Genomic DNA, 12,070 nt, shown 5'->3' with positions numbered 1-12,070 from the left:
ACCGAAGCGGCTTCATCGTTCGACTTGCATGTGTTAAGCACGCCGCCAGCGTTCGTCCTGAGCCAGGATCAAACTCTCCAACAATGCCTTGTTGAAACAATCCCAGCACACGCTCAACAACCATAAAGGATCGGAGCGTGATACTCAAAGAAACCACCAACCACCAACACGATCACTCGCATCACTGGTCAGGGGCATAAAAGAACACTAACCAAAACAGTCCACTGTTGAGTTCTCAAAGAACACACCCACACCATCGCCACAACCCCATCATCAGGGCCGCGCACTCCGGGGAGTCATTTCCTCGGTGATTCCCGCTCTCGCGGTGTTTCCCACTCTAGACCATCCTGATTTCCTCGGTCAAACCGGGGGTCTCATTCTCGTCCGTCGCCATTCCGTGACCTTCAAGCAAGCCCCGTACCCGGCAACATCAAGCGAAACAACCGCTCAATCGGTATTCACATTATCAAAAGGTCTTACGCGTTTTTCCCGGGCCCCACCACACTAACACCACGAGGGTTTAGCGAGGTTCTCGGGGCCCCGTCAGGCCCGGCCCGGTTTTCCCGGCCCGTGTCGCTCTGACTTGGAATACTTTACGCACCCCGAAAAACGCCGTGAACACCACCCCCCTCCTAAGGGTGAAACCGCAGGTCAGAGATCGCTCCCAGGGGTCCCCGGCGTGAACGGGCCGTGGACGGCAGGCGTAGTGCGCCATCCACCATCGGGTGGTAGTTGGCCTTGGGAGCGGGTACTGCCCCATTCCGCGGGTAGCCTGCCGACGACTTGTCAGAACGGGGGTAGCAGTTGGACTCGACTCCGATATACACCGAGCTGCGCAACACTCTTGCTGATCCCGAGGATCGCAACTGGGGCCCGAGCGCTCCACCGGAGTTCGCGGCCGCGCTCACCGATGGAGCGGACTCAGCCCCGGCGAAGGAGACGCGCGCGACGGGCACCCGCGCGCGTCCGCGCAGGCACCGCGCGGCGGACTGAACAACACCCGAGATCTCAGGACCGCACCGGATCAAGCGCAGATGTCCGGTGCGGTTTTTGCTGCGGTCGTCGCGCGGGTTCTAGTCGACGGCGGAGGAGAACAGAGGCAGCGACACCGCCGGAGCCTCGGCGCCGGCGGGCTCGGGCTTGGTCTCCTTGGCGGGAACCAGCTCCGATTCCTTCGCGACGACCGGCTCCGGCTCGGCACCCTCCTCAGGAGCCTTCCCGGCGTCCGCCGCTTCGGGCTTCTTCAAGGCCTCGCGGGTGCGCTGGGCGGCACCGCGAATCTGCTCGGTCAGCTGCTTGTTGGCCTGACGCGCCTGCTCCTCTTCGCGCTCCTGCTGCTTCGTGCTGCGAGGAGCCGCGGGTTTGGGCGCGCGAGCTGCCTTGATGTAGCGGTCGAGCACAGAACGCAGCGCTTGAGCGTTGCCGTCGTTCAGGTCGATTTCGTAGCTCACGCCATCCAGCGCGAAAGTGACGGTGTGCTTGGCTGGCGACCCGTCGATGTCATCGACGAGATCAACCTGAATCCGCTCGGCCATGATCACCTGTCTCGGGAACGCGCCCCGTCTCGATCCGCGACTTCCAGGTAAGACTACTGCTGGTCCTGACCACGTTGTAGCACGACACTTAGCAGATGTCTCGCACTCAACCATAGAACAGGAGCCCGGTCGGCCGGAAACCGCTCGGCCCGCCGGACGTCCGCCGCCGCGCCCCGCCCACCGCCGACTAACGGTCGGTAACCGGATGCGCCGGTTATGAGCCCAAGGTAATCCGAGCAGCGGCTGAATTTCGAGACCGGGTGGAACATTCTTCCGGCGATCGTTTATTGTTCGCTCGCTCTTAGTCGCGCGGGCATGTGCGCGCAGAGACTGGATTCGAGCCGGAATCGAGGTTTAACCGTGGCGCAGAAAGTCACCGTGCAGCTGGTCGACGATGTCGACGGCTCGCAAGCCGACAGCACCGTCGAGTTCGCCTTGGACGGGGTGAACTACCAAATCGACCTGTCCGTCGACAACGCCGCGAAACTGCGGGACGCGCTGGCTTCCTTCGTGGCCAACGCACGTAAGACCGGTGGCCGCAAGCGGTCTGGCAACAAGCCTGGCAAGCCCTCGGGCGCGCCGACGCAGGCCGACCGGGAACGCAACCAGGCCATTCGGGAATGGGCTCGGGAACAGGGCATGCAGGTTTCCGACCGGGGTCGCATTCCGGCTGAGATCGTCGAGGCTTACGACAACGCTCGGTGAACAGCCGGGCACGGGCGGCCGGATTTGGCTTCGGACATTTCCGGCCCTCCCGCTGCAGTTCCGCGCATTACCCGGCAATGACCGCTGGTGGTGGTCGTCGGTAACGCGCAATCGAGGCTTACGACTACCAGTTCGCCATGAAGCGGATGATTTCATCCCGAGTGGGCATCGCGCTCGTCGCGCCATTGCGCTGCACGGACAGTGCCGACCCCGCCGCCGCCCTGCGCAGTGCCGCCGGGACCTCTTCGCCCTCGCCCAGCGCGGCGCTGAGGACACCGACGAAGGTGTCGCCGGCCGCCGTGGTGTCCACCGCCTGGACATCGAACGCCGGGACCTCGTGGCGCGAGCCCTCGCTGCTGCCGTAGACGCAGCCCCGAGCGCCGAGGGTGATCACCACCTCGGGAACCAGCTCCAGCAGCGCCGTCAGGGCGCGCTCGGGGTCGTCGTGGCCGGTCAGCACGGCCGCCTCGTGCTCGTTGGGCACGAGCAGGTCCACGTCGTGCAGCAGTTCCTCGGGCAGCGGGGCCGCCGGCGCGGGGGTGAGCACGACCCGCACGCCGTTGCGCTTGCCCGCCGCCGCCGCTGCGGCCACTCCGGCCTGCGGGATCTCCAGTTGCAGCAGGAGGCTGTCCGAACCGGCGATGATCTCCTCGTCGCCGTCGGCGAGCGCGTCCACGGTTCCGTTGGCCGACGGGACGACGACGATCGAGTTGTCACCGCGGTCGTCGACCACGATGTGCGCCGTTCCGCTGCGGCCGGACACAGTTCGCAGACCCTGGGTGTCCACAGTGGATTCTCGGAGGACCCGGTGGATCTCGGCCCCGAACTCGTCGCCGCCGACCGCGCCGATCATGCGCGCGTCCGCACCCGCCTTCGCAGCGGCGATCGCCTGGTTGGCGCCCTTGCCACCGGGAACCGTGCGGAACTCGCGGCCGGTCACCGTCTCGCCCTGCTTGGGCGCGACCGGCACGTAGGCCACCAGGTCCATGTTGCAACTGCCGAAGACCACCACGCTCGTCGTCACCGGACCATCATGGCCGAGTCCGACACCCCGCCTGCTGGACGGGTCACCGGCAAGGGGACGTCGTACCATGCCGTCCAGCAGTCGAGGAGAGGGCGATACGCGGTGGACTACGCGGTGACGGCAGAACTGGCACCACCTGCCCAGGTGGTCGAGCTGGACCCGCTGCAGCAAGAAGGGGTCGCGGCCGTGCTCGACCGCCACCTCGCCATGGTCGAGGGGGTCAGCGGGCCGGAGGAGTCCGAGATCGACGTGCTCGACTACCGCATCACCGTGCACCCGGCGGGTGTGAGCGTGCTGCTCGCGCTGGACGCGCCGTCGCTGCAGGCGGCGGAGGAGGGCGCGGCCTCGGTCCTCGACGAGCTCATCGTGGAGACCGAGCTGCTGATCGGCTGGTCCGTCGCCGAGTCGGCGGTGCGCATCACCGAGGACGAGTTCAACGAGCGGCTGGCCGCCGCGGACGACGTCGACGCCGACGACGCGCTGCAGGCCGCCATCGAGGAGGCCCTGGACTCCTCCGGTGAGCCCGCGATGGACGCCGCGCACTGGAAGCACCGGCTCACCGAACTCGCGCCCAGGCTGCGGGCCTTCCACACCGGGGTCTTCGGCGCCGAGGGCGAGCAGGCGGCGTTGGCCGCGGGAGCCCTGGTGCACGCGGTGCGGGTGGTGACCGACGAGATCTTCTACGACGAGCTCGCTCTTGCGGTCAACAACGCGACCGTCGCCGACGCCGTCGGGCTGCTGGTGCTCGAAGAGCTACCGCCCTGCTACGACAAGCGCTACGACGCGTTCTTCGCCCGTGCGTTCGTGCTGGCCTCGGCGGCCGTGGCCGTCCGGCTCACCGAACCGGTGTGGACCTCGCCCCGCAGTGTCGCCGAAGCGCTCGCGCTGCGGCTGATGATCAACGAGGCGCGGGTGGTCCTGGAAGCCGCGGAGCTCATGGCCTGGGACGACAGCGAGCCGGTGTTCGAGAACTTCGCGGACGCGGCGTTCGGCGGCCTGGAGCACCACGAGCTCTACGAGATCGACGTGCCGCTGGCGGGGGAGGCCGAGCCGGAGGTCGTGGAGCGGGCCGCCAAGCTCGAAGCCGAGCTGCACACGCAAGGCCTCGCCTTCGACCAGTGGTTCCTCCCGCGCGGCGGAGCGATGAACTTCCACCCCTACCTCGACGCCCCCTAGGCCGAGCGGTTCTGCCGCCTGTCCGCACTCGCACGGGAGCGCGGACAGGCCAGGCGAACCCGAGACCCCTGGTCAGGGGCCTGGTGGGGTCAGGACTGGTTCCGCACCGAGATCGGGGGGACCGTGGCGCCGATCAGCGACGCGTCGTCGATCGTCTCGGGCTCGTAAGCGCTGCTCGGTAGCGCTTCGAGCATGAGGTTTATCGGGTCGTCGATCGGCTCGACCCGGCCGAACAGGAACGCCCACTCGTGCTCGTCGGAACCGAAGTAGGAGACCGTCTCGAACGCCGACTGGAACCGGTTGTATGCGCGGATCAGCGTCTCGTTGCGCCACACCGTCGGGCAGCCGCCTTGGAAGGCCACCACACCACCTGCGGAGAGCACCGACTGGCAGCGCTGGATGAACTCCAGGCCGTAGAGCCGGTTGTGCTGACCGTCGGCGTCGTCAGCGCGCTCGTCGGGCAGGTCGACCACGACGATGTCGTAGCCCTCCGGCGGGGCCGCGTCCAGGAAGCTCCACCCATCCGCGAAGTGGATCGTGACCGGGCCTTCGCCCTTCTCGGCGGCAGCCAGCTCCTCCGGGGTGTAGCCGTAGGGCAAGTGCTCCGCGCACTTGCGCACGCACAGCTCGTCGATGTCGACGTGATCCACCCGGGTCGCGCCGGCAGCAACGGCCATCTGGCTGGCCACGCCCTCGCTCGACCCGATGATCAGCACCCGCTCCACCTGCGCGGCCAGCAGGAACGCCGGCACCATCATGGCCTCGTGGTAGACCAGCTGGGAGAACTCGGTGCTCTGGCGGTCGTCGTCGCAGAACAGCGAGACGCCTTGCGCGGTCCGCGCGATCACCACGTGCTGGTAGGGGGTGTCGCCCTCCCACAGCACGTCGTCCACCCGCCACAGGCGCTGCAGGTCGGCGCCCATCGGCTCCTTGATCCACCGGTGCCCGTCGAGTTCGATCAACGGTGTTCCTCCTGATTTCCCCATCGATTTGTGCCAAGCATCCCGCCGGCTCCCGTGGCGGGCCCGCCGACACGCGAAAGTAGACCGTTCCCCGCCCACGTCCAACTGCGGACGCCTGGCAAGCGGCGGAGCTGCTTTCGCTCCGCCCACCTGAGCAACCCGCACCCCCAGCGGCTTCGTGGCGAGCACGCCGCGACGCCGATGCCCACCCCCTGGGGTGAGCGGAAGACATCGGGATTGGCGCCCGCAGTCCACTGAGCCGCTCAGGTCCTGCCACCCGCACCGCCACGCAGCCGGGTTTCGAACCCGTCGAACGCTCAGCAGACCAGTTCGGCGTAGTCGTGCCCTCGTTGGATCGTCTGCACGTTCTTCGTCGCCGGTTGGAGGGCTTCGGCGAGCAGCTCCACGGCCAACTCCGGCTTCGCGGTGTGCCCGCAGGTGAACACGTCGATGAAGATCGAGCCGTCCTCCGGGTACGTGTGCAGCGAGGCGTGGGACTCCGACAGCAGCGCCAACACCGTGACGCCTTGCGGATCGAACCGCTTGGCGATCATCTGGCACACCGTGGCGTCCGACTCGCTGAGCGCGTTGTGCAGGACTTCTCGCAGGTACTGCTCGTCGTCCAGCAGTTCCGGTTCAACGCCCTCCAGCTCTGCCAGGACGTGCCTTCCGGTGAACAGACCGACCTGTGCTCCGGTGTCAACGGACATCTATCGACCTCCCATCATTTCGCAGATTCGCCGCGTCTCGCTTCTCGCACCGCCGCGGAGGACGTGCCGCCGCAGCAGATCACGGCCGCTGATCGCCATCGACGCAATAGGTGGGCAGCGGGGTGAACCCGTTGAAACCCACCGATGAATAGCTCGCGGTGTACGCGCCCGCCGCCAGCAGGTCCACCCAGTCGCCGCCGCGCAGTGTGCGCGGCAACTCGTAGTGGGTCCGCTGGTAGAGCACGTCGTCACCATCGCAAGTGGGCCCGGCCAGCACGACCGGACCTTCCTGGTCACCGTCGCGCGAGGTGCGCAACCGGTAGGTGATGGCCTCGCCCTCGGTCTCGGCGAGGCCGTTGTAGCGCCCGATGTCGAGGTACACCCAACGCCGTTGCCCGTCGCAGGAGTCGGTGACCAGCACGACCTCGCTGCGCAGCACGCCGGCGTCGCCGACGACGAACCGTCCGGGCTCGATGAGCAGGTCCGGCCGCTGCGGACCGAACGCGTGTTCCAGCGCCTGCTCGATGGCCGTGACGTAGTCGGCCAGCGGCGGCGCGGTCTCGGTGTATCCGGCGGGCAAACCCCCGCCGAGGTTGACCATGCGCGGTCGCACTCCGCGCGCGGCGCAGTCGGCGAACACACCGGCGGCGGCGTCGATGCCGTGCCGGTAGGCGGCCGGGTCCAGCTGCTGCGATCCGATGTGGAACGACACGCCGCAGGGGTCGAGGCCCAAATCCGCGGCGCGGACCAGCAGTTCCGCGGCCTGCTGCGGGGTGCAGCCGAACTTGCGGCCGAAGGGGGTCTTCGAGCCGGCGTTGTCGACCAACACGCGGCAGAACACCTGCGAACCCGGTGCGACCTCGGCGATGTTGGCCAGGTCGGCGTCGCTGTCGGTGGCGAACAGCCGCACGCCCTGCTCGTGGGCGCGGGCGATGTCGCGACGTTTCTTGATGGTGTTGCCGTAGGAGATCGACTCTGGTGCCGCGCCCTTGGCCAGGCACAACTCGATCTCACCTGGACTGGCGACGTCGAACGAGGCGCCCTCGGCGATGAGTTCGCCGACGACCTCAGGAGTGGGATTGGCCTTGACCGCGTAGCAGATGCGCGCGTCCGGCAGCGCGGTGCGCAGTTGCCGGTAGCGGTCTCGCACCTGCGCCAGATCCATGACCAGGCAAGGGGTTTCGGGGTTCTGCTGATCCAGGAATCGTCGGATCGGATCCGGATTCCCGTTGCCCCGCCCGGGTTCCTGCGCGGTGCCGCTCGGGCGGTCCGTCACGCCGGTGGTGGCGGACAGATCGGTCAATCCCGTTACCTCCGTCTCGGGGGGTGGGTGGGTTCCTCGCCGCGTCTTCGCTGCCCTTCGACCGGGCGCTCGGCGACCGCAACTGCGACCAAGCACGGTACCGCCATCAACGGCAGATTTCGAACCGCACCCGACTTTGTGAGCACACGCACTGACCTGTGCCTGCTGTCCGCGGCCCTCGTGCCGGTAGCGGTACCTGAGCGGCGGTGCGAGGTGCTCAGGTGGTGGGCGGAGGGAGCGACTTCGTCGCTAGCCTGACGGCTCTAGGCGTCGGGGGCCATGCGGAGTGCGAGGTAGAAGTCCACGCGGGCACCGAAGTCGGAGAGGTCGCGCCCGGTGAGCTCCTCGACCCGCTGGACGCGGTAACGCAGGGTGTTGACGTGCACGTGCAGCAGTTGTGCGCAGCGCGACCAGGAACCGTTGTTGTCCAGGAACACGCGCAGCGTCCGGACGAGTTCGGAGCCGTGCGCGGCGTCGTAGTCGACGATGGCGGAGAGCAGCCGGTCCCGGTAGGAGCGGCGCAGTTCGTCGGGCGCGGAGGCGAGCAGCACCTCGTGCGAGGCGAGTTCCGCAGCGGCGGCGACCTCGGCGCGTCCGCGGCGCTGCTCGGCGAGCCTGCGAGCGTAGGCGGCCTCGTCGAGCGCGCCGCGCAGCGCGGTGGCGGCGGTGATGTCGCTGATGCCCATCGCCAGCCGCCGCTCCCCCAGCCCGGCTTCGGCGTCGGCGACGATGCGTCGGAGCTGGTGCTCCAGGTCAGCGAGGTGTTCGGGGTCGTCGACGAACAGCGCGACGGCGCCGTCGCCGAGCGGGGCGGTCACCGAGGCCATCCCGGTGGCCGCCGCGATCTCGCGGAGCAGCGTCGTGGATTCGGCGGGGGCGCCGACGCTCATCGCCACGGCGCGCAGCGGTTCGTCGGCCGGGAGCCCGGCGGTTTCGAGCCGAGCGGCGACCTCGGTCGGTGAGGAGCTGCCGTCGAGGAGCCTGCGCAGCGCGGCTTCGACGGAGCGGCCGGCGATGCGGCGGGCCTCATCGACGCGGGCCCGCACCAGCGCGACGACGGTGCCCAGGTCGGTGGCGACGGCTTGGCGGTGTTCGTCCCACTCCACGAGGTCGCCGCTGATCAGCGCGAACCACTGGGCCGCGGTCGGTTCGGCGCCGGTTTCGACTGGCCACAGCACGTGCGGTTCGGCCGCGCGCCAGGTGCGCGGCAACCTGCCGCGGGTGAACTCGGTGAGAGCGCCTCGGCGGCTCCGCTCGGGGAGTTCGGTGGTACCGCCGACGACCCAGCCGGCGGCCGAGAGGACCCAGCAGTCGGCTCCGAGGTCGTCTGCGGCCATCCGCAGCACCCGGTCGAGATCGGCTCCGGCGGCGACCGCCGAGATCAGCTCGCGGCGAGGGGCTGCGCGCCACTGGATGCGTTCGGCGAGGGCGTTGAAGCTGACCGTGATCGGCACCTCGAACGCGGGCAGCCCGTGCTCGCGGCAGGCCGCCACCAGGTCGGGTGGGGCGTGGCCGAGCCGCGCCGTACCGGCGGCGAGACCGGCGACTCCGGCGTCGACGATGGCCCTGACGAACTGCTCGGAATCCTCCGGCCCGCCGTGCCAGACGAGACCGCTGAGGACCAGCTCGCCGCCGGTCAGGTAGCGGCGGGGGTCGATGAGGTCGGTGATGTAGACGCCGCGAACCGGCCGCTCCAGCGCATCCGCGTCGTTGAGCAGCACCAGGCCGAGCTCGTCATCGGCGAGCAGATCCCGCAGGCGCACCCTCGCTCCTCCGTCAGCCTCTTCTCACACCCACCCCAACGATGGGTCTCCGCCGAAGGTCCTCCTCACCCGCAACACCGCGCCAACCGAGTGGGTTCACACCTTTGTAGGAACGTACAACCGCACCCGTTCAGGGGGTGGTCATTTTCGGTGCATCGCCCGCTAGCCAGGGGCTGCTCGACGAATGTGTACTGGGCCACATCAGCGCACCGGCCGGTCGAGAAGGAGCACGACGTGGAATTCCTCCGCCCCGCCAGCTGGCGGGAAGCGCTCGAAGCCAAGGCCGCGCATCCGGACGCCACACCGATCGCGGGCGGGACCGACGTGATGGTCGAGTTGAACTTCGACCGGCACCGGCCCGAGGTCCTGCTCGACCTCACCACCGTGCCCGAGCTCGCCTCGTGGGCGCCCGACGGTGACGTGCTGCGCATCGGCGCGGGCGTCCCCTACGCGCGGCTCATCGAGGAGCTGGGCGCGCGGGTGCCCGGTCTGGCGATGGCCAGCCGAACGGTGGGCTCTCCGCAGATCCGCAACCGGGCCACCGTCGGCGGCAACCTCGGCTCCGCCTCCCCCGCCGGTGACGCGCATCCGGCGTTGCTGGCGTCGGCGGCGAGCGTCGAGGTCGAGTCGGTGCGCGGGAGCCGGGTCGTCGCCGTCGACGAGTTCTTCACCGGCCCTAAGCGCAACGTCCTGGAAGCCGACGAGCTGGTCGCCGCCATCCGGATCGCGCCCGCTGCGGGACCGCAGCAGTTCTCCAAGGTCGGCACCCGCAACGCGATGGTCATCGCGGTGTGCACCTTCGCGATCTCGTTGGACCCGGTGGGCAAGACCGTCGGCACCGGCATCGGCTCCGCCGCGCCCACCCCGATCCGGGCGCGGGAGGCCGAGGACTTCCTCAGCGACGAACTCGACTGGGACGCCCCGCTGGAGGACTCGTTGGCACGCCGGTTCGGCGAACTGGTCGCGCAGGCCGCGACCCCGATCGACGACGTGCGCGGCAGCGCCGACTACCGCAGGCACGCCTTGGGCGTGCTGGCCCGCAGGACCCTGAACTGGACCTGGCACGAGCACCGCTCCGGGAGGCAGGAATGCGCCTGAAGTTCACCGTCAACGGACGCCGGCAGGAGGCCGACGACGTCTGGGAGGGCGAGTCCCTGCTGTACGTGCTGCGCGAGCGGCTCGGCCTCCCCGGCTCGAAGAACGCCTGCGAACAGGGCGAATGCGGTTCGTGCACGGTCTACGTGGACGGCGTTCCCGCATGTGCGTGCCTGGTCGCGGCCGGTCAGGCCGAGGGCCGCGAGGTGCGCACCGTGGAAGGGCTCGCCGACGAGGAGCAGCTGGACCCGGTTCAGCGGGCTTTCGTCGAGACCGGCGCCGTGCAGTGCGGTTTCTGCACGCCCGGCCTCCTGGTGCAGACCCACGACCTGCTGGAACGCACCCCGCAGCCCTCGGACGCGGAGATCCGCGAGTCGCTGGCCGGAAACCTGTGCCGCTGCACCGGCTACGAGAAGATCATGGACGCCGTTCGCCTCGCCGCGCAGCGGAGGACCAATGGCTGAGCGGATCGTCGTCGAAGGCGGATCGGTCGTGGCGGTCGACGACCGCGGGACCGAGTTCGCAGAGGGCCACGTGGTCGTCGAGGGCGACCGGATCGTCGCGGTCGGGTCGGGATCGGCTCCGCCGCAGGACGTCCCGGTGCGCCGCATCAACGCCACCGGATGCCTGGTCACTCCCGGACTGGTCAACACCCACCACCACCTCTACCAGTGGGCGACGCGCGGGTACGCCGCCGACTCGACGTTGTTCGAGTGGCTGACCGAGCTCTACCCGGTGTGGGCGCGGATGGACGTCGACACCGTCCACGCCGCCGCCTCAGCCGGGCTCGCCCAACTGGCGCGCTCGGGGTGCACGACGGCCGCCGATCACCACTACGTGTTCCCGCGCGAAGGCGGCGACGTCTTCGGCGCGGTGGTCGCCGCCGCAGAGCGGACCGGCCTGCGGCTGCACGCGGTTCGCGGGTCGATGGACCGGGGACGTTCCCAGGGCGGCCTGCCACCGGACTCCGTGGTGGAAGACCGCGACGTGGCGCTGACCGGAACGCAGCAGGCCATCGACGCCTTCCACGACCCCGCGCCCGGTGCCCGCGTTCGGGTGGCGGTCGGCCCGTGCTCGCCGTTCTCGGTGAGCACGGAGCTGATGCGTGAAGCCGCGGAACTGGCCCGCCGCAACGGGGTTCGGCTGCACACCCACCTCGCCGAGACCACCACCGAGGAGGAGCAGTGCCGGGCCGAGTTCGGCCGCACCCCGGTCGAGTACGCCGAGGACCTGGGCTGGCTCGGCCCAGACGTGTGGCTCGCGCACGCCGTGCACCTCTCGCCCACCGCGGTCCGGCGGCTCGCCGAGACCGGTACCGGTGCGGCGCACTGCCCCAGCTCCAACGGCCGGCTCGGTGCCGGGATCGCCCCCGTGCGAGAACTTCTCGGCGCCGGTGCCCCCGTCGGACTGGGGGTCGACGGGGTCGCTTCCAACGAGTCCGGCGGGCTCGGCGAGGAGATGCGGCAGGCGCTGCTGCTCGCCCGCGCCACCGGCGGTCCCCGGGCGATGTCGGTGCGCGAGGCGTTGTGGATGGCCACCCGAGGTGGCGCGCGCTGCATCGGCCGCGAGGACGAGATCGGTTCGCTGGAACCGGGGAAGCTCGCCGACCTCGCCGTGTGGCGTCTCGACGGGCTCGACCACACCGGCATCGCCGATCCGGTCGCCGCGCTGGTGCTGGGCCGGTTGCCGCAGGTCGAGGCGCTGCTGTGCGGCGGAAGTGAAGTGCTCGCCGGAGAAGACGTCGTCGAAGAACTGGATCGGGCGAGCGCCCGGCTGCGCCTGGTGGAGGTGTCGTGA

11 protein-coding genes and 1 rRNA gene are annotated in these 12,070 nt (G+C 69.3%); 5 read left to right on the top strand and 7 right to left on the bottom strand.

The window, feature by feature from the left end:
- Window positions 1-84, bottom strand: a 16S ribosomal RNA gene (locus E1161_RS25350); the annotation flags it as partial.
- 989 nt (window positions 85-1,073) lie between these two features.
- Window positions 1,074-1,535, bottom strand: a complete 462-nt coding sequence (locus tag E1161_RS25340) for an Lsr2 dimerization domain-containing protein (protein ID WP_132627253.1) — start codon at window positions 1,533-1,535, stop codon at window positions 1,074-1,076.
- 360 nt (window positions 1,536-1,895) lie between these two features.
- On the opposite strand from E1161_RS25340, the gene E1161_RS25335 reads away from it, so the two are divergent.
- Window positions 1,896-2,240 (top strand): histone-like nucleoid-structuring protein Lsr2, encoded by a 345-nt coding sequence (locus tag E1161_RS25335; protein WP_132627252.1) that lies wholly within the window; start codon window positions 1,896-1,898, stop codon window positions 2,238-2,240.
- A gap of 124 nt (window positions 2,241-2,364) precedes the next feature.
- Here E1161_RS25335 and rbsK read toward each other — a convergent pair whose 3' ends face one another.
- Entirely contained in the window at window positions 2,365-3,264 is a 900-nt protein-coding gene (rbsK, locus tag E1161_RS25330; protein WP_132627251.1) for a ribokinase, read from the bottom strand.
- 9 nt (window positions 3,265-3,273) lie between these two features.
- Here rbsK and E1161_RS25325 point away from each other — a divergent pair, with 9 nt between their 5' ends.
- Entirely contained in the window at window positions 3,274-4,440 is a 1,167-nt protein-coding gene (locus E1161_RS25325; protein ID WP_235875297.1) for a hypothetical protein, read from the top strand.
- Between the two features lie 89 nt (window positions 4,441-4,529).
- On the opposite strand, the gene E1161_RS25320 is transcribed toward E1161_RS25325, so the two are convergent.
- From E1161_RS25320 to E1161_RS25305, 4 genes are all read right to left on the bottom strand, one after another.
- Complete coding sequence (locus E1161_RS25320) at window positions 4,530-5,402, bottom strand: spermidine synthase (RefSeq protein ID WP_132627249.1); 873 nt, start codon at window positions 5,400-5,402, stop codon at window positions 4,530-4,532.
- A gap of 317 nt (window positions 5,403-5,719) precedes the next feature.
- Entirely contained in the window at window positions 5,720-6,112 is a 393-nt protein-coding gene (speD, locus tag E1161_RS25315) for an adenosylmethionine decarboxylase (RefSeq protein WP_132627248.1), read from the bottom strand.
- A gap of 79 nt (window positions 6,113-6,191) precedes the next feature.
- Window positions 6,192-7,415 (bottom strand): type III PLP-dependent enzyme, encoded by a 1,224-nt coding sequence (locus E1161_RS25310; RefSeq protein WP_132627247.1) that lies wholly within the window; start codon window positions 7,413-7,415, stop codon window positions 6,192-6,194.
- Window positions 7,416-7,678: 263 nt separating this feature from the next.
- Window positions 7,679-9,178 (bottom strand): PucR family transcriptional regulator, encoded by a 1,500-nt coding sequence (locus E1161_RS25305; RefSeq protein ID WP_132627246.1) that lies wholly within the window; start codon window positions 9,176-9,178, stop codon window positions 7,679-7,681.
- Window positions 9,179-9,412: 234 nt separating this feature from the next.
- Between E1161_RS25305 and E1161_RS25300 the strand changes: the two genes are divergently transcribed.
- Genes E1161_RS25300 through E1161_RS25290 form a run of 3 tightly spaced genes read left to right on the top strand, consistent with a single transcriptional unit; the run spans window position 9,413 to window position 12,070 of the window.
- On the top strand, window positions 9,413-10,276 hold the full coding sequence (locus tag E1161_RS25300) for an FAD binding domain-containing protein (protein WP_132627245.1): 864 nt from the start codon (window positions 9,413-9,415) through the stop codon (window positions 10,274-10,276).
- Window positions 10,267-10,737, top strand: coding sequence for a (2Fe-2S)-binding protein (locus tag E1161_RS25295; RefSeq protein WP_132627244.1), 471 nt, complete (start codon window positions 10,267-10,269; stop codon window positions 10,735-10,737). Before E1161_RS25300 ends, E1161_RS25295 begins: the two co-directional genes overlap by 10 nt.
- On the top strand, window positions 10,730-12,070 hold the full coding sequence (locus E1161_RS25290; protein ID WP_132627243.1) for an 8-oxoguanine deaminase: 1,341 nt from the start codon (window positions 10,730-10,732) through the stop codon (window positions 12,068-12,070). Before E1161_RS25295 ends, E1161_RS25290 begins: the two co-directional genes overlap by 8 nt.

It is taken from the genome of Saccharopolyspora aridisoli (genome assembly GCF_004348445.1).
Classification (GTDB): Bacteria; Actinomycetota; Actinomycetes; order Mycobacteriales; family Pseudonocardiaceae; genus Saccharopolyspora; species Saccharopolyspora aridisoli.
This window is presented reverse-complemented; position numbering and strand designations above follow the sequence as displayed.